At 37.2% G+C, this 21,218-nt stretch carries 24 protein-coding genes; 16 read left to right on the plus strand and 8 right to left on the minus strand.

Annotation, left to right across the window (positions count from 1 at the left end; all coding sequences use genetic code 11):
* Positions 1-20: 20 nt before the first annotated feature.
* Entirely contained in the window at positions 21-215 is a 195-nt protein-coding gene (locus tag CO050_03495; protein PJC31303.1) for a hypothetical protein, read from the plus strand.
* A gap of 391 nt (positions 216-606) precedes the next feature.
* Here CO050_03495 and CO050_03500 read toward each other — a convergent pair whose 3' ends face one another.
* Both CO050_03500 and CO050_03505 read right to left on the minus strand, forming a co-directional pair.
* Positions 607-1,107: a hypothetical protein gene (locus tag CO050_03500; GenBank protein ID PJC31304.1), complete on the minus strand. Its 501-nt coding sequence runs from the start codon at positions 1,105-1,107 to the stop codon at positions 607-609.
* Positions 1,104-1,409 (minus strand): hypothetical protein, encoded by a 306-nt coding sequence (locus tag CO050_03505; protein PJC31305.1) that lies wholly within the window; start codon positions 1,407-1,409, stop codon positions 1,104-1,106. The genes CO050_03500 and CO050_03505 overlap by 4 nt, the downstream gene beginning before the upstream one ends.
* A gap of 115 nt (positions 1,410-1,524) precedes the next feature.
* Between CO050_03505 and CO050_03510 the strand changes: the two genes are divergently transcribed.
* The 4 genes from CO050_03510 to CO050_03525 all read left to right on the plus strand — a co-directional run bounded on the left by CO050_03510 (position 1,525) and on the right by CO050_03525 (position 2,884).
* Positions 1,525-1,710: a hypothetical protein gene (locus CO050_03510; protein PJC31306.1), complete on the plus strand. Its 186-nt coding sequence runs from the start codon at positions 1,525-1,527 to the stop codon at positions 1,708-1,710.
* A 142-nt stretch (positions 1,711-1,852) separates the two neighbouring features.
* Positions 1,853-2,170 (plus strand): YggT family protein, encoded by a 318-nt coding sequence (locus CO050_03515; protein ID PJC31351.1) that lies wholly within the window; start codon positions 1,853-1,855, stop codon positions 2,168-2,170.
* 50 nt (positions 2,171-2,220) lie between these two features.
* Positions 2,221-2,364 (plus strand): DUF3096 domain-containing protein, encoded by a 144-nt coding sequence (locus CO050_03520; protein ID PJC31307.1) that lies wholly within the window; start codon positions 2,221-2,223, stop codon positions 2,362-2,364.
* A 43-nt stretch (positions 2,365-2,407) separates the two neighbouring features.
* Positions 2,408-2,884, plus strand: coding sequence for a hypothetical protein (locus CO050_03525; protein PJC31308.1), 477 nt, complete (start codon positions 2,408-2,410; stop codon positions 2,882-2,884).
* A 204-nt stretch (positions 2,885-3,088) separates the two neighbouring features.
* Here CO050_03525 and CO050_03530 read toward each other — a convergent pair whose 3' ends face one another.
* Positions 3,089-5,524, minus strand: a complete 2,436-nt coding sequence (locus tag CO050_03530) for a xylulose 5-phosphate 3-epimerase (protein ID PJC31309.1) — start codon at positions 5,522-5,524, stop codon at positions 3,089-3,091.
* 6 nt (positions 5,525-5,530) lie between these two features.
* Entirely contained in the window at positions 5,531-6,625 is a 1,095-nt protein-coding gene (locus CO050_03535; GenBank protein PJC31310.1) for an acetate kinase, read from the minus strand.
* A gap of 564 nt (positions 6,626-7,189) precedes the next feature.
* Between CO050_03535 and CO050_03540 the strand changes: the two genes are divergently transcribed.
* From CO050_03540 to CO050_03550, 3 genes are all read left to right on the plus strand, one after another.
* Positions 7,190-8,461 carry a hypothetical protein gene (locus tag CO050_03540; GenBank protein ID PJC31311.1) on the plus strand — a complete coding sequence of 424 codons (1,272 nt, stop codon included), beginning with the start codon at positions 7,190-7,192 and terminating at the stop codon, positions 8,459-8,461.
* Between the two features lie 132 nt (positions 8,462-8,593).
* Entirely contained in the window at positions 8,594-10,423 is a 1,830-nt protein-coding gene (typA, locus tag CO050_03545) for a translational GTPase TypA (protein PJC31312.1), read from the plus strand.
* Between the two features lie 158 nt (positions 10,424-10,581).
* Positions 10,582-11,793 (plus strand): ATP-dependent helicase, encoded by a 1,212-nt coding sequence (locus CO050_03550; GenBank protein ID PJC31313.1) that lies wholly within the window; start codon positions 10,582-10,584, stop codon positions 11,791-11,793.
* Between the two features lie 76 nt (positions 11,794-11,869).
* On the opposite strand, the gene CO050_03555 is transcribed toward CO050_03550, so the two are convergent.
* Entirely contained in the window at positions 11,870-12,364 is a 495-nt protein-coding gene (locus tag CO050_03555; GenBank protein PJC31314.1) for a hypothetical protein, read from the minus strand.
* Positions 12,365-12,398: 34 nt separating this feature from the next.
* Here CO050_03555 and CO050_03560 point away from each other — a divergent pair, with 34 nt between their 5' ends.
* Both CO050_03560 and CO050_03565 read left to right on the plus strand, forming a co-directional pair.
* On the plus strand, positions 12,399-13,001 hold the full coding sequence (locus tag CO050_03560; GenBank protein ID PJC31315.1) for a DNA-3-methyladenine glycosylase 2 family protein: 603 nt from the start codon (positions 12,399-12,401) through the stop codon (positions 12,999-13,001).
* Positions 13,002-13,364: 363 nt separating this feature from the next.
* Positions 13,365-14,645: a phosphopyruvate hydratase gene (locus CO050_03565; GenBank protein PJC31316.1), complete on the plus strand. Its 1,281-nt coding sequence runs from the start codon at positions 13,365-13,367 to the stop codon at positions 14,643-14,645.
* Positions 14,646-14,650: 5 nt separating this feature from the next.
* On the opposite strand, the gene CO050_03570 is transcribed toward CO050_03565, so the two are convergent.
* Entirely contained in the window at positions 14,651-15,004 is a 354-nt protein-coding gene (locus CO050_03570; protein PJC31317.1) for a response regulator, read from the minus strand.
* 42 nt (positions 15,005-15,046) lie between these two features.
* On the opposite strand from CO050_03570, the gene CO050_03575 reads away from it, so the two are divergent.
* The 4 genes from CO050_03575 to CO050_03590 all read left to right on the plus strand — a co-directional run bounded on the left by CO050_03575 (position 15,047) and on the right by CO050_03590 (position 17,739).
* Positions 15,047-15,628 carry a hypothetical protein gene (locus CO050_03575; GenBank protein ID PJC31318.1) on the plus strand — a complete coding sequence of 194 codons (582 nt, stop codon included), beginning with the start codon at positions 15,047-15,049 and terminating at the stop codon, positions 15,626-15,628.
* A 4-nt stretch (positions 15,629-15,632) separates the two neighbouring features.
* Positions 15,633-16,529 carry a hypothetical protein gene (locus CO050_03580; protein PJC31319.1) on the plus strand — a complete coding sequence of 299 codons (897 nt, stop codon included), beginning with the start codon at positions 15,633-15,635 and terminating at the stop codon, positions 16,527-16,529.
* Positions 16,529-17,236 carry a hypothetical protein gene (locus tag CO050_03585; GenBank protein ID PJC31320.1) on the plus strand — a complete coding sequence of 236 codons (708 nt, stop codon included), beginning with the start codon at positions 16,529-16,531 and terminating at the stop codon, positions 17,234-17,236. The genes CO050_03580 and CO050_03585 overlap by 1 nt, the downstream gene beginning before the upstream one ends.
* 167 nt (positions 17,237-17,403) lie before the next feature.
* Positions 17,404-17,739: a hypothetical protein gene (locus CO050_03590; GenBank protein ID PJC31321.1), complete on the plus strand. Its 336-nt coding sequence runs from the start codon at positions 17,404-17,406 to the stop codon at positions 17,737-17,739.
* A gap of 2 nt (positions 17,740-17,741) precedes the next feature.
* Here the strand turns inward: CO050_03590 and CO050_03595 are convergent, their stop codons facing one another.
* Positions 17,742-18,308: a hypothetical protein gene (locus CO050_03595; protein PJC31322.1), complete on the minus strand. Its 567-nt coding sequence runs from the start codon at positions 18,306-18,308 to the stop codon at positions 17,742-17,744.
* A gap of 30 nt (positions 18,309-18,338) precedes the next feature.
* A complete protein-coding gene (locus tag CO050_03600) occupies positions 18,339-19,553 on the minus strand; it encodes a hypothetical protein (GenBank protein PJC31323.1) in 1,215 nt (404 codons plus the stop codon).
* Between the two features lie 252 nt (positions 19,554-19,805).
* Here CO050_03600 and CO050_03605 point away from each other — a divergent pair, with 252 nt between their 5' ends.
* Both CO050_03605 and CO050_03610 read left to right on the plus strand, forming a co-directional pair.
* On the plus strand, positions 19,806-20,108 hold the full coding sequence (locus CO050_03605) for a hypothetical protein (protein ID PJC31324.1): 303 nt from the start codon (positions 19,806-19,808) through the stop codon (positions 20,106-20,108).
* Positions 20,093-21,217: a hypothetical protein gene (locus tag CO050_03610; protein PJC31325.1), complete on the plus strand. Its 1,125-nt coding sequence runs from the start codon at positions 20,093-20,095 to the stop codon at positions 21,215-21,217. Before CO050_03605 ends, CO050_03610 begins: the two co-directional genes overlap by 16 nt.
* Position 21,218 lies beyond the last annotated feature (1 nt).

The following is a 21,218-nucleotide window of genomic DNA, read 5'->3' on the forward strand; positions in this document are numbered from 1 at the left end:
TCATATTTATACTTCTTTTTATGAAAGTAATCTTATCTATGGCAATGTCTGTAAACGGTATCATCGCCGATGAAGATGGTAGTGAGGACTTTCTCTCTCATGACAACTGGATAGCATTTACTAAGTTAGCCAATAAGATCGGTTCATATATCTGGGGAAGAAAAACCTATGAAGCTGTCATAAAGTGGGAAGGTGATTATCTTGATGACCTTTAGGCAAAGGTGTTCCGCTGTTATCTCCAGTTAATGTCAACCTCCGATTGAAACTAATTAAGGTAGAAAATCTCGCACCTGACCACCTTGCTGTCCATTATGCGGTGGTTAAGTAAGTTCTAACCATGTCTCCTTCTTTCATTCCTTCAACAAGTTCAGGACTATGCAGGATCTGGGACATCCTGGGGAGCCACGCTCAGCGTGGCTCTATCCCGCTTAGCAGGAAGCCAACTGAGTTTAGCCTGTATCTACAACCCCTTTTAAAGTAGGCGGGTAGTGGAAAATGAAAATGGGGTCAGCCACCTTTTTTCTAAGGAATAACTAATACAGAACTCATGGGTTATATTTATAATCCCGATGCCAATTCCTGTTGTGAATAAAATTATACTGGGTTTTAGACTGTTTTTGCAGTCTTCGTAACCCCCGGGGTTGTATGCAATCTTTTTTGCAGTAAGGCTGACACAATCAAAAATACCTGGTTACTTCTTAAAAGTGGCATGGTGTCTTGAGAAAAGAAACCATATTCAGACACCTCTTCACTCGGCGTAAATTCGCCACCCATAAAGACCCCGATATAACATATATCCAATCGGGAGCCTGTTCTGTCGGTACGCGTTTTGAGAGATTCGTCGACACTGACGACAAGCCCAGATTCTTCTTTTATTTCTCGTTCAATTGCCTCTGCGGGGTGTTCGCCAGCCTTCATATATCCGCCCGGAAGACTCCAGGACTGCTGTCTGTATGTATGTTTAAAAAGTAACACTTCGTTCATTTGGTTAAAAATAACTCCCGTAACACCGACTAAAAATTGATTTTGGAAGAGACGCATGAAGAAGAGCTGATTACCCTTAGGTAGATTCAATAATTTCCAAATTTTTGCTAGCAGTGATTTCACAGTGCGTTTGTGTCTCGAGGTTCTTCCAATATTGAGTGGTCTTTGAGTTTCTCGTTTTCAATCTCCAGCTGGTGAACACGTTTCGTGAGGTCTGCTATTTCATTCTTCCCTTCCTTGATTTTCGTATCCTTCCCGCGCATAGAAAAGGTGATAAAAATAGTGTTTACCAGATGAATTAAGTAGGCAACTATAAGTCCGGTCAAGAGTGAACCGATAATCACATAAAAGAGCGGAATATTTGTGACAATGGTTGGTCCAAGATGTAGTGTTACGGGTATTAGATTATTTTGTGCTACATACACAAAGACACCGCTGATAAGTAAAATGAGAATAAGGGTAATTATATTTGTAGTATAACATATAATATAAATATATGAAACTTGACAAATAGTTGTAAGTGGTGCACACTGTAGTTATATGAAAAACGATAAAAAACAAAGACTCACGGCTTTTGTAAATCCGGAGCTTGTTAAAAGGGCAAAAGTCCGGGGAGCTATTGATGGCCTTACTCTATCAGAGGTGGTTGAGCATGCTCTGGATGCCTATGCACCTATTATTGAAGAAGGTAAGGGTAAAAAAATTAACCTTGTTGTGCCCCGATAACGGAGTTATTACAGATTTATGTGCATTGAGGATGTGAAATAACATGACAGAACAAAATACAGATGTACTGGAGGTAGCGAGAGTGATAAAGCCAGCTATTTCAACCGGGTCTTTGCAAAAGACATACAATACAAAGAAGGCTATATTCCGAAGCTATCAGATTATCTGGTATATCGTGGGAGTAGTTGAAGTTGTTCTTGCCTTCAGATTATTGTTTAAGTTATTAGGAGCAAATGCGTCTAGTGGATTTACAAGTTTTATTTATGCGATCAGCGCGCCTCTTGCAGGTCCTTTTGCAGGAATACTTGGTACAACCGCTAGTTCTAGTTCAATTATTGAATGGTCAACGCTTATTACGATGGCTGTGTATGCAGTTATTGCCTATGGAATTATTGCGCTTTTCCAATTAGTAAAGCCAACAAATCCAGCGGAGGTATCACAAGCAGTTGATAATCAATAAACATAATGAGTGTTTATTGAAGAATGTAAAATAGTGAGGAGGTGAATTATATGAATATTTCTACAGATAATTTAAGTCCGTTAACATCACTTGTGTTTGGTGTGCTTATTCTTATGTTTCCGAAATTTCTTAACTATTTCATTGCTGCATACCTGATTATTGTTGGAGTTATCGGACTGGGGTTAATTCGGTAATTAGCTTCACGTTTCTTTAACTGAAATTGATACAATCATATATATGTCTATAATTGGTAGTAATGTGATTTTTTCAAAAGCGAAAGTTAATAAACAGAAAAAGCAAAGTGATAATAGAGAGACACTTCAGGAATTTTCTGGAGTAAACAACCCAACGTTGCTTAAAATTCAGACAGTATTTCCATTCATTATTTTTCCTAATATTTTGAGAATTGATCTTCAAAAAGTAAGCATAACCCATGTATTGTTTTTTTGGACACATAAAGATCAGGTTATAGACATAAATGACATTCTTGGAGTTTCTGTTCAGTCAGGACCACTATTTGCAACACTTCTTATAACTACAAAGTTTTTTTCCCAAAATCCTTTTAAAATAGCTTATTTACTTAGGGGACAAGCAATGTTAGCAAGAAGGATTATTCAAGGATTAATGATCGTTTCGAAAAAAAAGATAAAGATTGAAGAAACAAATAAAAATAAAATTATTGCTATGCTCGAGAAAGTTGGGAAAATTCGATGATCCACTTTTTAAATCATCATTAGGATCTAGGACATCTGAGTAAAATGGGGTCAGCCACCTTTTTTCTGAGGAATAGCTATAGCAACCTTATTGTCTGGTTAGAAAAAAAAAGGAAAGTCACATCTGTATTCTTTTTTGTTTTCCTCTTGGTTTTGACACTTCGTGTCTGGCTACCCGATGGAATTATATATGTGGACGGGCGGCCTATATGTGAGAGGTATGCACAATAATCCCCTCAGGAGAACGGCGATGTTCAAGCGCGTCAATTTCTTCTTTTGATAGCAGTTTCTCTTGAGCTATATTTAAACAATGTGCGGTTTTTTGCAAGATATGCGCCCAGGAAGATCCATTTACAAAAAGCATTGAATCCGCATCAAGTGTTCCTCCGACATTTGAAAAACCCACCCAGTCAATATGCCTTAACTCATTACACTCACGAAGCGCGCCAACAATAGGTTCTGGATGAGTATGAGTAACAAACAAAAGATTTTTTACATGTTTTGGAATAATTTCTCCGATTATTTTAGCACTTACAAGATGTTTCTTTTCATCTGTGCTTCGCGGAATACGAAATCGTCCAGGTTCAATAATATAACTTATGGTATGAGGAATTTTATATTTGCAAAGCTTCTCGCTTGCTTTAAGAATTTCCTTTAATTGGTAAGTACCTATGGCTATAAATCCGATTTGAGCTTTTTCCGGCTCGTGTTCAGCCCAAGTTAACCGAATACCCCCATTATCAGCCAATTGTTCAGCTTCCTGCCCGGTAAAAAAGTCTGGAGTTTTGCGTTTTGCCACAACCATTGTCCATATCTGTCCATGGGTTTTATATACGCGTCTTATCAATGCCGCGCAAGTGTTAAAATCTGCCGGAAATAGTACCCGAGAAATATCGCAAGTTTCTGCAAACAGCGCCTCAGACATTGTTGGATCCTGATGTGATAATTCATTTTTGCCGTTTTCCCAAGTGTGCGATGTTAAAACTAATGGAACTGAAAGCCACCTCGCGGGCCGTCCGCATGCTTTCTGATTTTTAGCAAAAATTATCTCCTGTCTGGCTTCCCCTAAAATTTTTACTCCAAAAGCCTCATACGTAACAATAATATTAATGCCCCCCTTGTTACCAAATGCCGCGCCAGCAATAGCTTCTTCATTTAAAACTGTAATAACCTTTCCAAGAACAGACTCTTCAACACTTCCTTCAGGATCAGTTACACGAAATTCTAACTTTTCCAATGTCTTTTCCATTTTATTTGATCTCATCTCATCAGGATTTCCAACTCTTGGCCTTAAGGTTGGATTGGCAAAAACAGCAGAAATAAACCCTAAATCAACCGCAGACATAGGCGTTGAAACAGATAGGTCAGCTAATTTGTACCGTTTATTTGTATCTATAGGTACGGCATGAGCAATTGGAACAGGTTTTGATTTAATATCCCGATTTGCCAATGGATTATCTTTCTCCTTACATCTGTTACTTTTACTATGGTGTTTAAAGTAAGAAACACATTTTTCAAGCTCGTTAATTGGAACAAATAACTTGGCAGCATGCGCGTTAAAATGGGCGGCGGCGGAGTTATTTGTATAAGGATTTGTTGCAAGAGGAAGGCTGTGCGCATAGTTGGTCCCTTCGTTATAAAAACCCGCGCCTTTTTCTGCAACTGCTATTCCATAGGGTATTGGTAATGGATAATCATTATAACTATTCATCTGGTTGGCTGACAAAGTTAACCTCCGCTCACTTTCAAAGATAAACCAGGCAAATGCGGCAGGATCGCGTCCGTCAATAATAATAGGATCATAGCTATTTATTAAAAGGTGTTGTTTTAGCCAGTCAGCTCCACCTTCTTGAGACATGGTGGATCTTTGGTCTATGCGGCGACCGTTGTAGATCATAATTGGAGAAACTAATCCACAGTCTTCATTCCGCCACCAACGTGGAGTCCAATCGCCCCCGCGTTGTTCCTCAAAAGCCCCATCAGACAAAAAAGCAACTAGCCTCTCATCTAAAAGTGGCATATGAGCGTATTGGAGTTGGGCAAATCCCAAATATCCACCTTCCATAATTGCTCCTCCAGTATGTGGATTAACATGACTACCTAATAAAGACTGCTGTTTTCCATTTTTATCCAGCTTATATGAGTAAAAATCGTTTAAAAAATTATCCAATCCAATTTTTGAAAGGTTATACCGCTTATTTTGAGCATCACTCATGTTATCAAGTAAAAGATTAACACTCTCAATCGCGGCAACCGCGTGTCCTTGTTCCATTACCCAGCCACGTGTAAATCCGGTCAGGGCATTGGCGAGCATATATCCCAAATACCCGGGAGCCATATTTAATGAACCTCCAACATGTCCTTGCGGTTTGCGTTTAAACTCTTTCTGTTCTAATGGAGAATTGTCAAAGTGAACTGTGTTTGCATAAGCTTGATGCACAATAAGCCACATTGCGGCAGAAGTAACTCTATCTGCGCTAATTAGCAGATCTAAAGGATCGATCCTGTCGCCATGGATTTTCTTTTTTTTAATTAGCCTTAACAATTGAGCAATACGTTTTACGGTAATCGGTTGATGTTTAATTACTCCGTAACCATCTTTCCAGATTTTAAATTTTTTCTGTTCCTCAATTGTACTCATGTGTTGCTATTTTATTTCCAAAACTTGTTTTGTATATTTGTGTATTATACAGGATTCATCAACTGGAATTACATACACTTTAACATTTGATCCATGTGCGCTAATCTCTCCCTCTTTGTTTACAACATCACTATTCTTGTCAACGTCAATAGTTATATTAAGTGGCGACAAACCAGATAATATCCTGGTGCGCGTTATGGGTGAATGCTCACCAATTCCACCCCCAAACACAACTGCTTCTGTAGTATTTAATGCGGCCATATACGCTCCAATCTGTTTTTTTACCGTATAAGCGAAAAGGTTAAAAGCGATTTTTGCATTTGGGTCATTTTTCTTATAATCGGATTGGATCTGGCGCATATCGCCATTGGTACCTGTTAAGCCGGCAAGTCCTGAGTCGGTATTTAGCAGTTGAATAACTTTAGATACAGTAATATTTTCCTTTCTGGTTATATATTCTATTATCGCCGGGTCAATGCTTCCTGATCTGGTCCTCATTACAAGACCTTCAAGTGGTGTAAACCCCATTGTTGTGTCCACCGAGCGGCCCTGTTTAATCGCGCATGCCGAACAACCGCTCCCTAGTTGGAGTGTAATAATTGTTGCCAAGCTTTGCCCGGTTAATTTACAATACCGTTGGTGCATATATTCATGCGCTAGCCCATGGAAACCATATCGCTTGATTGGGTACTTTTCCAGCCACTTTTTTGGCAATGCATATTTTGTTACATAATTTGGCAATGTCTGGTGAAACATAGTATCAAATACAGCGACTACCGGAGTTTTTTTGCCAAAAAGTTTTTGCGCAGAGGCAATTGTGGTAATTGCCGGAGGATTGTGCAAAGGCGCAAGTTCGTTAAGTTTTTCAAGCTCGAGTATGGTAGTTTCATTAACTATAGCCGGTTTAGAAAAACTTCCTCCATGAACAACTCTACAACCAACTGCATCTATCTTGAAATCTGCTAATTGTTCACATATCTTTTTTACTCCGACAGAAAAATCTGATACATGATCTAATTTTTTTTGAGCGGTTTTTTTACCATTAACATATAAAGCCATTTTTAATGTGGAGCTACCGGGATTTAAAGTTACAATATGCACCTTTTAATTGTATCACTGAGGGGATAAAACTTCTTCATCGCAATCGCAATCAATCAGTACTTCCATTTATCATTATTTATCATAACTACAAAGTTTTTTTCCCAAAATCCTTTTAAAATAGCTTATTTACTTAGGGGGGAGCCACTAGAGAGTGGTCTATTTCTTTGGGGGAAGGGGTATGAGTAAACTATTTCTTTTTTTGTATGCTTGGTAATTTTGAGAGGAAGAATGAGCCGTTTATTCCTAAGTTGATTAAAAGGGCAAATAAGTATACGTTTATCACAGTGGCTTCTTACTTAAAGTTTAAGTAGGTGATAGAAAGTTGCAAATGTTCCCCATAATAAATATGGAATTTGGACATAAGCGAGAGTTCTTGAATATGGATACAACAGCATAATGCCCCAAATTAAGGTAATATTTACCATTACTACAGCTTATTTGGAGATGAAAGCCGGCTTTAAGATAAGTGAATTAATGGTTCAGACATCTGGTGTTGCTGCAACTTGATTGACATATGAATAAAAAGTATGTAAAATCTAGTTGTTTTGGCCTCTAAATAGTTTTATGAATTTTATATCGATAGTCGCTATTATTGTTTTTATATTAGGTTATATTTTCATAACACTTGAGAACGAGATTAAGGTGAGCAAATCCGCAATAGCCCTTACAATGGGAGGACTACTTTGGTTTCTTATTGGTTTTTTTGACGGATCTTTTCATGAATCTATGGCAGAGGCAGGGACTGATATTTTTTCCATAGTTATATTTCTTCTTACTGCCATGTCCTTGGTTGAAATACTTGTTCACTATCGCTTTTTTGATTTACTTCGCGCGCGCATTTTTTCTTTGGGTCTTTCTGAAAAGCAGCAGTTTCTCGTAATTGCATTAGTGACATTCTTCCTTTCCGGAATTATTGATAATTTAACAACTACTATAGTATCAGTTCAAATTTCAAGAAAATTTTTCAAGGGAGAAAATCTTCTTCGAATGGTGTCTCTTATTGTAATTGCGGCAAATGCTGGAGGTGCTTTTTCACCAATAGGTGATGTTACTACTATTATGCTTTGGCTTGCAGGGAAGATTGAGGCAATAGACATTATCTATAAAGGATTTTTGCCATCTATGTTGTTATTTATAACTTCCACTGTATTAATATTTCGATCGATTAAGGATAGCTCTTTTAATATCAAAAATGAGTTGGTAAATAAACTTTCAAGATCAGAGAAGGTTATAGTTTCTCTTGTCTTTTTTTCATTCGGGATGCCTCTTGTAGTCGGAATGGTTGGTTTGCCTCCTTATGTTGGTTTGCTAACAGGTCTGGGCATAGTCTGGATAGCTGTTGATTTACTAAAAAGATTTCGTCCATCACAGACACATCTTGATGCCTCTATTGAAAGGTTTATTCGAAAAACAGATATTCCATCTCTTAAATTTTTTATTGGTATTCTTCTTACTGTATCGGCGCTTGATCATTTGCATGTTCTTGAAAAATTATCGAACTTTATTTTTGGAAGTGACCCAACAGTTATGCGTGTTGCTATGGGAAATGTTTCCCTTGGTTTTCTTTCAGCTGTCTTGGATAATGTGCCTCTTACCGCAATTGTAATAAATATTCTTCATACATCTGTTGAAAGCTTATGGATTCTTTTGGCGATTACTGTGGGATCTGGGGGTTCTTTATTGTTGATTGGTTCAGCTTCGGGAGTTATAGCTATGGGTATGGTTCCTGAACTTACATTTAATAAGTACTTCTCAATTGCCTTTATTCCTGCAATTGCTGGTTATTTAGTTGCTGTCCTGGTGTGGACAGCTCAATATGTTCTTTTGGGATGGTAAAAAGATCTCAACAAGACCTATAGCTTGTTAAGTTATGCGTTTTGTGCTACAATATTCAGTTAATGTAGTCGTGAACACTTCTCGAGTTTTTATAAACTCCCTGGTTACAGATTTATTGCTACAACTAGTCATATGAAACAAAAACTTGATAGTAAAAAAATACGAAACGTTGCTATTATTGCCCATGTTGATCACGGCAAAACAACATTAGTTGATGGCTTGTTAAAACAAGCAAAGGTTTTTGCGGAATATGAAGCTGAAATGACCCAAGAGACAATTCTAGACAGTAATGACCTCGAGAGAGAGCGTGGACTTACAATTTTATCTAAGAATACGGCAGTTTACTGGAACAATCATAAAATAAACATATTAGATACTCCAGGGCATGCGGATTTTGCAGGAGAGGTTGAGAGAGTTCTCTCCATGGTCGACGGATGCGTTCTTTTGGTGGATGCGGCAGAAGGTGTTCTTTCGCAAACGAAATATGTATTATCTCTGGCATTCAAGCAAGGATTGAAAGTTATTGTTCTTATTAATAAGGTTGATAAAAAAGATCAAAGAGCGTTTGAAGTATTAAGTCAGATAGAAACACTCTTTTTAGAACTAGCAATACGAGATGATCAAATAGATTTTCCTGTTATCTATGCAGTTGGTAGAGAAGGTATTGCTGGGTTGGAAACAAAGGAAAACCCAGATAACTCATTAACTATTGCTGATAGTAAGAATTTAGCCCCACTATTTGAGAAAATTATTGATTTTGTTCCTCACCCCAAGGGAGAGGCGGATGGAGGGTTTCAGATGCAGATAACAACTTTAGACAGTGATTTACATAAAGGTATTTACGCAATTGGAAGGGTACAAAGAGGAGTTCTAAAACAAAATCAACCGATTGTTCTCATGAGGAATGGAAAAGTTGTTGATACAAAAAGGGCTGAATATATATTTACATTTAACGGACTTAAAAAAGAACTAATCGAAGAAACATCAGTTGGTGATATAGTTGCGATTGCGGGGTTCTCGGATGTGAAAATAGGTGATACTGTTGTATCACCAGATGCACTTGATGCTTTACCAGACTTGGACATTGCTGAGCCAACCATACAGATTGACTTTTTAGTATCAAATTCACCTTTTGTGGGACGCGATGGTAAGTTTGTAACATCACAACAGATAAAAACCCGTTTGGAAAAAGAGCTTAGGACCAATGTTGGTTTGAGATTGAATGCTTCGGGAGGAGACAGTTTTACTGTGTCTGGAAGAGGTGAACTGCATTTGACTATACTGATAGAGATTATGCGACGCGAGGGTTATGAGTTTTCAGTTTCCCGTCCACAGGTGATATATAAAACTATAGATGGAGTTTTATGTGAGCCGTGGGAGTTGGCAACAATTGAGGTGCCAGAAGAGTATTCTGGAGTTATTATTACTGAGATGGCAGCAAGAAAGGCTGAGATGGTAGACATGAAGAATTCTAGAAATGGAATAGAGTTTACTTATAAAGTTTCTACGCGTCACTGGATAGGTGCCAGATCAGAGCTATTGCAAAAGACATCTGGTATGAGCGTGGTACATACGCAGTTTATTGGATATGAAAAAAAGAGCGCTGATGCATTAAATAAGCGAAGTGGCGCTGTTATTACAACTCATGGAGGACAAGCAATTGCCTATGGACTTGAGAAGATTCAGAAACGAGCTGACACATTTGTTGGCCCAGGTGAAGAGGTTTATGTTGGAATGATTGTTGGACTAAATTCCCGCTATGAAGATCTTAATATGAATGTAACTAGAGGTAAGAAGCTTACAAATATGCGTGCGTCTTCAAGTGACGATATTACTAAACTTGCTCCACCTGTCAAAATGTCACTTGAGCAATGCTTAATATTTCTGAAACAAGATGAGCTATTGGAAGTTACGCCAAAAAATCTTCGTCTGAGAAAAAGAAGTCTAGTAGTAAAACAGTAAACTATCCCATAGTTTGACTTATGCCATGAGGCATGCTATATTTCTTTTGTTGGTTTGATATTGGTCAGTATATAATACTGATTAGAGTCGGTTAAATTAGTTAGACCCCGTGGTCCTCTTCTTTAAAATCGTCTCCCTTTAAGAGCCAGTTATATATTATGAGAAATTATAGTAGCAGCCGTTCTCGTGGTTTTCACGGGAGTAATAGAAAATCGTTCGGTCAATCCAGACCGAATAGGTTTGGTGGAAAAAATAAATACAGTAATAAGGGTAGTTATATCAATCCATTAATGTTCGTTAAGAGAGCTCTTGACGAAGCTGATGTGCCATATGTACCTGAGAATACTTTTGCAGATTTTCCATTGGATAAGGCTTTATTAAATAATATACAGTCTCATGGCTTTAATAAGCCTACAGCGATTCAAGACCAAGCACTTCTTCCAGTATTGGAAGGAAAAGATCTAGTTGGTATTGCAAATACAGGCACAGGGAAAACTGCAGTTTTCTTACTCCCCTTGCTTACAAAAGTAGCTAAAGACCGTAGCCAAAGAGTTTTAATTGTAACGCCTACTCGTGAACTAGCTGCGCAGATTCAGGATGAGTTTAACCTGTTTAGTAAAAGTATGGAAATTTACTCAACTCTTTGTATTGGAGGAGCTTCATTAAGTACGCAAGCGCGCCAACTATCCCGTCAGCCTAGTTTTGTAATAGGTACTCCTGGAAGAATTATGGATTTACAGAAACGCCGAAAGTTAAACTTAACCCAGTACACTAATGTTGTTCTTGATGAAGTTGATCGAATGCTTGATATGGGATTTATTAACGATATTAAACACATAATTTCCTTTTTACCAAAAGAACGCCAATCGTTATTTTTCTCAGCAACACTACCAGAAGCAACTAAAGTAGTGATGCAGGCTTTTTTGAGAGATCCAGTTATAGTATCGGTAAAAACTGGTTCAACTGCTAAAAATGTTGACCAAGATATTATTAAAACTCGTGGCAAGGATAAACTTGAAATTCTTCATGATCTTCTGAATAAAGAAGAATTCCGCAGAGTTCTAGTTTTTGGTAGAACTAAATGGGGAGTGAATAAGCTTGAAACCAATCTTATTAAGAGAGGTTTTAAGGCTATAGCAATTCATGGTAATAAGAGTCAGTCCCAGAGACTGCGCGCTATCAATAAGCTTAAGAATAATGAAGTGCAGGTCTTGCTAGCAACGGACGTAGCGTCTCGAGGCATAGATATAGATGATATAACTCATGTTATTAATTATGATGTACCAGGAACTTATGATGACTACGTGCATCGTATAGGTCGCACAGGCCGAGCTGGTAAAAAAGGCATAGCCTTAACCTTTATTGATTAATCACAAAGTAACTATAGAAAAGATCCATACGCTTTCCTGATTGCACAGATATAAATGGTGGCTGACCCCATTAATTCTAGTAGTTGTATATAGGAAGAGGAAAAGGTTTTTTGAGGTATTCCAGATAGAGCTGAATATTTTTATAGTGATCAAAAGCAAAATCTTTTTCAGAAAGTAGATTATCTAGAGGAAACCATTTTGCTTCTTGTACTTCTTCATCCGGTTCTCCTATTTTTTTAACAGCATCGGCTAGATAGATAAAATCTACATTTTGTCGATCTTCGGCAGGTCTATTTGGGTTGTCATTAATGCGAAATAATTTGAGATTTTTGATTGTCCAGCCACTTTCTTCCAATACCTCTCGAGTTGCAGCTTGTACGATTGTTTCGTTGCGTTCCAAAAATCCACCAGGAGGCCCCCATTTCCCATACTCATAAATGGGCTTTCCATTATATTTACCTCTTTTTCCTAATAGAATCTGATTATTTTTGATTACTATTGTAGTTAAGACTACATGGCGTAGCGACGTATCTCCTCCGTCTTCAAAAGTGCAGGTTATCACGGAGTAAATATATCATAGTTTGTATTTAGTATATAATTGCAAAATGCAAATGGTTATACAGCATTTTAAAGCCACTGACGCTGTAATCTATTCTATAATTGAGAGGAGTAGAAAATTGGAAAAACTTAAGCCAATAGATAAGAAAGACTATTTCTTGAAATTGGTACGAGAGATTGTATATCAGCAGTTATCTGGTAAGGCTGGAGATACTATTTATTCTAGATTTGAGCTACTTTTCCCAAATGAGAAAATTACTCCAAATAATGTTTTGAAAGTAAGTCCACAAGAAATTCGTAAAGCTGGGGTTTCAAATGCAAAAACACAATATATTCATAATCTAGCGGAGGCAGTAAAAAATAAAAATTTATTGTTTCAAAATTATAAAGATATGAGCAATGAGAATATAGTAAAAAATTTGATCCAAGTAAAAGGAATTGGGTTGTGGACTGCTGAAATGTTTTTGATGTTTAGTATGGGTCGTGAAGATGTGTTTTCATATGATGATGTAGGTTTGCGAAATGGCTTAATGAAGTTATATGGATTTAAAGATAAGCCTAGTAATGAAGAAATTGAGAAAATAGTTAGTAAATGGACACCATACAAAACCTACGGTTCTATGCTTCTTTGGAAGAGTCTGGAATTATAGGTAATCATTCAGGATTTAACAAACTGAGCGAAACAAGGCAAGGCCTTTCATGAAATGAATGGCCTTGCCTTAAGCGAGCGATTATATCCGATTCTAAAGCCAAGCTATCCATTTCATGTAAAGCTCGGTTTTGAATCCTTTGTAAACTCGTGAATGGTTACCATATTAATGCACTTCAAGGAGTTGCAGATATTGCAGTGGTTGGGAGCGCAACTTTGGAAATTATTAGTAAGTATGGAAAACAAGACTATTTGCCACGTGTTGTGAAATTTATCAAAGACTTGAGAGAATAAATCATTGAATGCAGATACCTGTTTTTGTGGCGGAGCCTGGAGCTTTAATTAATTGTTATAATACCTTGTAATGAAGATTAAGAATATACTAGCCGCGGAGATACTGGACTCGAGGGGAAACCCAACCGTTGAGGCTGTGGTAGAACTTGAATCTGGCGCAAAAGGGTGGGCAGCCGTTCCTTCTGGGGCATCTACAGGAACCTACGAAGCATTAGAGTTGCGTGATGGGGATATGACTAGATATGGAGGAAAAGGAGTATTGCGGGCGGTTGAAAATGTGCAAGGATCTATTGCTAAATCTCTACAAGGCAAAGATGTTACAGACCAAAGATATATTGACAAGGTTTTACTTGATCTAGACGGGACAGAGAATAAATCTAACTTAGGTGCTAATGCGATCTTAGCTGCATCTTTAGCTTGCGCAAGAGCTGGAGCAGTGTTTCAAGATAAGCCGTTGTATAGATATTTGCGAGAGACCTATTGGGGAAATAAGCAAGACTGGATATTACCAATCCCGATGCTTAATGTTTTAAATGGGGGAAAACATGCGTTTGGCTCTGTAGATATGCAAGAATTTATGATATTTCCAATAGGTGCAGAGAGTTTTTCGGAGGGTTTACGTTGGGGGGCGGAGGTGTTTCATGTATTAAAGAAAATTCTTCAAGATAAAGGTCTATCTGTAGGTGTAGGAGACGAAGGAGGCTTTATGCCTAAATTAAGATCTAACAAGACAGCTCTGGAATTTTTAATAAACGCAATAGAAGTTGCTGGATATAAGCCAGGAAAACAGGTATCTTTAGCAATAGATCCAGCTGCTTCTGAATTTTATAGAGACAACAAGTATATTTTAAGTGTCGAGGACCAGGTCCTCGATACGAAAGAAATGGTCGAGTTGTATACAAATTGGAGTAGAGAGTATCCCATAATATCGATGGAGGATATATTTGCGGAAGATGATTGGGAAGGATTTTCTGCTATAACAGCAAAGATTGGAGATAAAGTTCAGATTGTAGGAGACGATTTGTTTGTAACTAATGTTAAACGTCTTAAAGAAGGAATTGAGAAAAAAGCAGCTAATTCAATCTTAATTAAGGTTAACCAGATTGGCACATTATCAGAAACTGTTGATGCTATTAATATGGCAGTGGAAAATGGAATGTCAGCAATAATATCTCATCGTTCAGGTGAAACTGAAGACTCATTTATTGCAGATTTAGTTGTAGCAGCTAATACTGGACAGATAAAAACTGGTGCACCCAATCGTAGTGAGCGAGTTGTTAAATATAATAGACTTTTACAAATTGAAAGAGAATTAGCTGGAAAATCTAGGTTGGCCAAATTTCCGTATTAGTAGTTTTAGTTAAATAATTTGTTTTCAACCATTGTCACAATTGAATCGAGGGATGTATCCATTTTTGTTATATAGTCTCGTATTTCATAAAGCTCTGCAGCTTCAGCAAAGTTTGTCATCACGATGGTAGGCGTGTTGCTAAAGTCTGTATTGCTCAGTTTTATTAGAAATTCACCGCCATCCATAATCGGCATTATTATATCTACAATAATTAGATCAATCATTGTAGTTGGTAGTAACTCAAGAGCATCTTTTCCGTTTCCTGCAACAGAAACGAGGTAGCCACTGTGTCTTAGTTTTTCGGCTAATACAATTTGCCCTAGGTTTCCATCGTCTACAATAAGTATGTGTTTTTGCATTATGCAGATTAGTATTACATATCTTATATGTATTAGTCAATAGTGGCTGTTGACATGGATGTAAGAATTATGTATATTTTAGATGTGTATTATTGTGTTTTACAAAAACTCGTGGGAATAGGGTTTGCAGTATATTTTGCAGTAGTTCTTGTAACTTTTGGCTATGCTGCGGAGACGAAGCTTAAAGTTAGCGTAGAGTCTGGATCGCTGTCTTTAACATCACCAGATGAGGCTAGCTTGTCAGGAGTTTCTCTGGAGAGTGAGACTAAAGTTGTACAAGGATTATTGGGGGCAATTAAAATAATAGACAATAGAGGTTCGGGTGTTGGGTGGAGTGTTACAGCGTCAGTTTCAGATTTTTCATGCTGTGATGGGAAGTATACGATTCCTGTATCATATCTTACTATTAAACCAGGAAAATTTACAACGGGAGGCAATAGCGAAGGTGTTAAGTCTGGTGCTACCAAAATTGTAGGAGATTCTAGTGAAGTTATAACACTTATGTCTGCAAATAATGGATCAGGTATGGGGGCTTATGAAATTAATCCAACAATTGAGCTAAAAATTCCCTCGGATGCTTTGGCTGGGAACTATACGGCTGTAATAAGTATTACAGTTATATAATTTTATGAAAAGATATCTATATCTAGCTTTTTCTGTGGTTTTTGTTTTTTTGTCGCTTGGTAATTCTAAAACTGCTTATTCTGCTGAGACGAGTGTTGTTGGTATTTATCCTGCGGCGTTTCGAGATGATGAACCTACAAGTCGTGCATGGTTTCAGCTTGATCTAAAACCAGGAGAAACTTATCGTTCAAGTGTAGTTGTTTGGAATAAAGGTCAAAAGAAGACCTCTTTTGCCCTATACAGTGTTGATGCAACTACGTCTACAGATGGTGCATTTGGAGTCTCAAAGAAGGGCATGATTGATGATTTAGGTGGTTGGATTGATCTGGATAGTTCAAGTATCACACTGCTACCAAGTGAAAAACGTGAAATAGGATTTAGTGTAGGCGTTCCGGAAAATGCAGCCCCTGGAAGTCATGCTGCAGGATTAATGGTTGAATCTGACGAAGATACTTCAAATAACAGTGGTATACATTTTGTTTCACGGGTTGGGGTTAGAGTATATGTGGTGGTTGAAGGAGAAATAATTGAAAAAATCGAGTTAGGAAAACCTGTATTTGACAATATATTTCACTCAAGAGAAATAGTATTTCCAATTATAAATTCTGGAAATATCGAACAATATTTTAATATTGAGGGAAATGTTGTTGGTTTTAATAAAGTTGGTAAGTTAGCATTTTCTCAAGAAAAAGTTGTATTGGCTGGTAAAAATTCAAGTTTAGATTTACCTGTGGACATTGTTCTTCCAATCTTTGCAAACCTTAACATAAGGTATGGTGTTGATGTCAATAATCTTTCTCATGACTCTACAAAGTATGTTTATGGATTTGGTTTGATACCTTTTGTTCTGGTGTTGTCTTTATTTATGATATTTCTAACTCGAATGCTTAATAGGACTTGATGGGACGGAACATCATAACTAAATTACCTTTCTTTGTGGTTGTTGTCATAATCTTAACTTTTGTTACAATTCCATATTTAAAAGATTCAGACGCGTATATTGGCGAGGTTAAAGGTCTGGCTGCAAGTTTAATTAAGGATATTCCTATAAAGCAACTTCAGTCGCTCGATCTTGGTATTGTTTATGATGGTGCTAAAAATGTTACTTCAGATTTACCAACCAATATACAAGACTTAAGAAAAGCTTATAGTCAGGTAAAAAAAATTACTGATGATATTGAGCAAGCTGTTGGTAATTCTAAATCGGAGGAGCTGCGTCTTATATCCCCTCGTCAAATTGAACTTGAAGGATTTATAGTTGGATCAGGCGTGACGAAGTCTAATATAAATACTCAAGAATTTGAGGTTGTTGATACAAGAAGCAACCCGGAAGGATGGAGTCTTGTTTTAACAGTGCTTGAACTGATTGGTAATAAGACTGTGATTTCAACTCAAAGCGCAAAGCTTATTCTAGTAAATTTATCAAAGGAAAACCAGGCCAAACTAGACGTAAAACCAGGCAATCCATTGGTTGTCACGTATCTACAACAAAAAGAAAATTATGATAAAAGATTTACAATATCTCTTGAACTAATACTTGATTTGCCTAGTCAGATGTATTATGGGGAGTATAATGGTATTATTCAATCTGATCTAAAATCTTTGTAAGCTGAAACTTGATGATATCATATGTTGAACGTATAATGTTTTATAGTCTTATAGATTTGGAGAATCTCTCAATTGTTTATGGTGAGTAGGAATTGTGGTTTTAGACGATGATGAGCAAATATATACAAGGTAAGAATGTTAATTATATGATTTCTGAGATTTGTAAAATGGTGTGTAAAAAGGTTGAAGGTAAACTTACGGTTGTTGGAATTAAAACTGGAGGTGAATATATATCAAAGATATTTGCAGACATGGTTCAAGATCAAGGTAGGCTTCAATCGCATTTTAATATTGAACTAGATAAGCAGTCTGAATTGATTATAGAAGGAGCGGATCTTCTTGTGAACGATAAATCTACTTATATCATTTTGGATGATGCTATTTGGTCTGAGAGAACAAAGAGAATAGTGGAAAGTGAACTTAAATTAAGACATATTAAAAAAGTTAAATACGCTGTTATACTAGATCCGTATAAAAAAGCAGACTTTTCTTTATATTCTTGAGGTTAATGTGTTTTTTTATGCTCCCGAAGTAGGTTACGGATAAATGTCGATTTTGTTGTTCCTTGTTCTTTTGATACTTTGTTTAAGTAATTTAGTAGATTAGGGTCAATAAAAAAGTTGAATCTCTTATCTGATTTTCTTTTTACTTCTGATGTGGCTTTTTTGATTACTTCGTTTATATTATTATTCTTGTAATTGAAAACTATCATTTTTTCTACCTGTGTATTGATTAAAAAATGTGGCGTATTCGTTTCAAAGTAGAGGATAACTGTTGGTTTATTCAGGTCGATTGACAGTTGAATCATATACCCTATTGATAAACTAGGCAGTGAACACTCGAATACTGTAAAATCTGCTTTTCTGATTAGTGAAACGTTGCTTGCGTAATAGTCGTTATATCCTTTAATACCCTTTTTTTCTAGTTCTATATAAAAATCTTTGGATTTTATTTTAAGAAATGAGGTTTCCAGGTGCTTATGTCCTTGTTTTTCAATAACATCATATATTTTCTCATACTGCTGCTGAAAATATTTTTTTCCTCTTTGGGAGGCGGTGAAGAAGACTTTCATACTATGATGCTAAGTATATCTAAAAACTATCTATAGGTCAATGAGGGAAAGAACAAAGTTAATTATTCTACTAAAGAGAGATTCAAGATTATGATCGGCTTGCTGAATGAAGTTTATGGCTTGTTTAGGGGCTTCTAATGCTTTGATAATGCCAGTTTGAATTTCTTTTCTAGGTATTAAATCGTGAGTTAGTATCTCTATCTCTAATAGACCTGAATCTGGTGTGGCTAGACAGCGATACTTAGTACTTGAGGTACTACATTTATTTGACTGCTTGTAACTTCCGCCACTAGTTGTTGTGACAGTGGCGACGAGGTGGTATGTGGATTTTGCATCCAGATCTGCAAACAAAAATGGCATAAAGAAGCCAGATACTCTTTCCTGTTGAGCCAAAGGTGTTTTACTACCTGATTTATATATTTCAACCTTAATATTTTCAATCTCTGCATTGTTCTGGTTTACTACGATAACTTGACCGTATGCTTGAAAGGCAGATTGTTGGGGAAAAATGTCAGGTGTTGAGTCTGGTAGTTGAGGAGTATTGGTTGGAGTATTTGTTGGGCGAAAGACAAATTGACGTAATGAGTATTTTTTTGTAGGAACTGGTGGTGCGGGAGTGTTGGTAGGAGCTGGAGATAGTCTGGGAGGTATAGTGGGCCGAATGGAGGGAGGTGGGTTGTCTGCATGGCGAGTCGGTGTTGGTGTTGATCCGGCTGGGGTTGTAGGAGTCGGACCCGTTGGCCTGTTTGTTGGAGTGGCAGTTGGTTGAGGAGCTGTTCCAAGACGAGTTTCTATAGCGACAGGTTGAACATTACCGCAATATTCATTAAAGGCATGACCACATTGGCAACTATCTCCACATTCAGCGTCTGATGCTCCTCGGGATATAGCTGTATTGCATTGACTGGGTGCGCACCAAAGTCTTTCCCAATAACCAATACATTTAGTAAACTGTCCAGTACGGGCAACTTCATAACAACAAGCTGGGACATATCCTGCGCAGCCTTTATCTGCTCGCCCTCCTGGTCCATCTCCCATACATGATTGTGGATTGGGTGCTTTGCTATCTATGTTTAACTCATCGTATCCATAACCACCGCAATAAGGAGCGCGACTGCATATTTGCTCTCCAGGTATTTCATAGTATCCATTTTTACAATAAGGTTCGAGGTTTGTTTCTGCGGATACGAAGGTAGTTATGAAAAGAAAGCTGGTGGATAAGATTATTAGCAATATTTTTCGCATGGTTTAAGTATAGGCATAATACTCGCTTAAGGCAAGGCCATTCATTGCATGAAAGGCCTCGCTTTGTCTTGTTCGCTTCGTGTATAATAAATTTATGTGGTTCTTTATAAAGAAGGGTATAGTTGTTTCTGGGGTGGCGGGGATCTGCCTTGGCTTTGCATATTTGGTTGAAAGTTACTATGTACAAAGTGAAACAAAGTTAGTTGATTTTATATTGATTCCTCTAGATTTTGTTAATAAAATATCTGCTTGATGTTATTTAAATTACAAAAATATGTTTTTGATGAAAAAGATGCTTTTTTGGTTCTTTTTGGTTCATTTTTATTAGGGAGTAATCTATTTACTATTTCAACTGCTCCGTTTAGATTTGACTCATTAGTTACACTGTTTTTGTTTTTATTGGTGAGCAGGATAACAAGTGCACATTTACAGTCATTTACGTTTTATGCAGTGATACTTATAGGACTGTATGCATCAATATTACTATCTCCTGCCACTTTGGCTCTCTTTTATCTAATATTCTTATTAGCACTTCGTAAATTATTTCTAATGTGAATAATACTTCTATTCGCGCAATAGCCATATTAGCGGGAACCACAATTGGAGCGGGTATCTTTGCAGTGCCTTACGCAATAGCTCAAATTGGCTTTATTCCAGGACTCCTGTATTTATTAGTAATTGGAGGCTTGATGATTTTGCTAAATTTGATGTATGGAGAGATTGTTTTGCGGACCAAAGGTGATCATCAACTCACGGGCTATAGTCAGATATATTTTGGTAAAAAAGGCAAGATGATCGCTACATTGGTAATGTTGGTAGGCCTGTATGGAGCACTGCTGGCATACTTAATTCAGATTGGAGTGTTTGCCTACGGGTTGCTTGGAGTTGGTTCACCACTGATCTGGAGCATGGTCTTTTTTAGTATGATAAGTCTCGCGGTGTTAAAGGGAGTGCGTTTTGTAGCTAAGCTCGAAACTCTACTTCTTGGAGGCTTGTTATTGCTGCTTTTAATGTTGCTAGGTGGTTCATTAGTGAGACTTAATCTGGACAATTTTACAGGGTTTAACCCTGTAAACATCTTTTTACCATTTGGTGTTTTATTATTTGCTTTGACAGGTGCAACTGTAATTCCAGAAGTTGAGGAGTTAATGCGTCGACAGCATTCAAGATTAAAACAAGTCATCTTTATTGGAAGTTTTATTCCATTGGTGGTGTATTTTTTGTTTGCATTTGCTGTAGTTGGGGTAAGTGGTTTGGGAACCAGTCAAGATGCAATAACTGGCTTAGCGGGGCTATTGCCACAGGGAATAGTTGCGGGTGGGGCACTATTGGGAATAGTAACTATGGGAGGCTCTTTTTTAACCTTGGCATATATCTTAAGAGAAGTATGGTACAGAGACTATCATTGCAATAGATTCACTTCTTGGAGTTTGGCAGTTTTTCCTCCTCTTTTATTATTTTTTGTTGGCTTTGCTTCTTTTTTTCAGGTTTTACAGATTACCGGAGCCCTTACTGGTGGAATGACGGGAATACTAATTGGCAGTTTATATCTTAAAGCTCTAAAATCTAAAGATTGGACATCTGCATATAGTCTTAAGTTGCCTAAGGTAGTTGTCTTGGTTATTATTTTGGTCTTTGCTTTGGGAGTTTTTACTGGTTTCTAGG

The organism is Candidatus Roizmanbacteria bacterium CG_4_9_14_0_2_um_filter_38_17, from assembly GCA_002788855.1.
Taxonomy (GTDB): domain Bacteria; phylum Patescibacteriota; class Microgenomatia.

Excerpts from the sequence above, each read along its gene's own strand:
- CO050_03495 (PJC31303.1), top strand. The coding sequence starts at position 21 with ATGAAAGTAATCTTATCTATGGCAATGTCTGTAAACGGTATCATCGCC.
- CO050_03510 (PJC31306.1), top strand. The coding sequence starts at position 1,525 with ATGAAAAACGATAAAAAACAAAGACTCACGGCTTTTGTAAATCCGGAG.
- CO050_03520 (PJC31307.1), top strand. The coding sequence starts at position 2,221 with ATGAATATTTCTACAGATAATTTAAGTCCGTTAACATCACTTGTGTTT.
- CO050_03525 (PJC31308.1), top strand. The coding sequence starts at position 2,408 with ATGTCTATAATTGGTAGTAATGTGATTTTTTCAAAAGCGAAAGTTAAT.
- CO050_03530 (PJC31309.1), bottom strand. The coding sequence starts at position 5,524 with ATGAGTACAATTGAGGAACAGAAAAAATTTAAAATCTGGAAAGATGGT.
- CO050_03540 (PJC31311.1), top strand. The coding sequence starts at position 7,190 with ATGAATTTTATATCGATAGTCGCTATTATTGTTTTTATATTAGGTTAT.
- typA (PJC31312.1), top strand. The coding sequence starts at position 8,594 with ATGAAACAAAAACTTGATAGTAAAAAAATACGAAACGTTGCTATTATT.
- CO050_03550 (PJC31313.1), top strand. The coding sequence starts at position 10,582 with ATGAGAAATTATAGTAGCAGCCGTTCTCGTGGTTTTCACGGGAGTAAT.
- CO050_03560 (PJC31315.1), top strand. The coding sequence starts at position 12,399 with ATGCAAATGGTTATACAGCATTTTAAAGCCACTGACGCTGTAATCTAT.
- CO050_03565 (PJC31316.1), top strand. The coding sequence starts at position 13,365 with ATGAAGATTAAGAATATACTAGCCGCGGAGATACTGGACTCGAGGGGA.
- CO050_03570 (PJC31317.1), bottom strand. The coding sequence starts at position 15,004 with ATGCAAAAACACATACTTATTGTAGACGATGGAAACCTAGGGCAAATT.
- CO050_03580 (PJC31319.1), top strand. The coding sequence starts at position 15,633 with ATGAAAAGATATCTATATCTAGCTTTTTCTGTGGTTTTTGTTTTTTTG.
- CO050_03585 (PJC31320.1), top strand. The coding sequence starts at position 16,529 with ATGGGACGGAACATCATAACTAAATTACCTTTCTTTGTGGTTGTTGTC.
- CO050_03590 (PJC31321.1), top strand. The coding sequence starts at position 17,404 with ATGGTGTGTAAAAAGGTTGAAGGTAAACTTACGGTTGTTGGAATTAAA.
- CO050_03595 (PJC31322.1), bottom strand. The coding sequence starts at position 18,308 with ATGAAAGTCTTCTTCACCGCCTCCCAAAGAGGAAAAAAATATTTTCAG.
- CO050_03600 (PJC31323.1), bottom strand. The coding sequence starts at position 19,553 with ATGCGAAAAATATTGCTAATAATCTTATCCACCAGCTTTCTTTTCATA.
- CO050_03605 (PJC31324.1), top strand. The coding sequence starts at position 19,806 with ATGTTATTTAAATTACAAAAATATGTTTTTGATGAAAAAGATGCTTTT.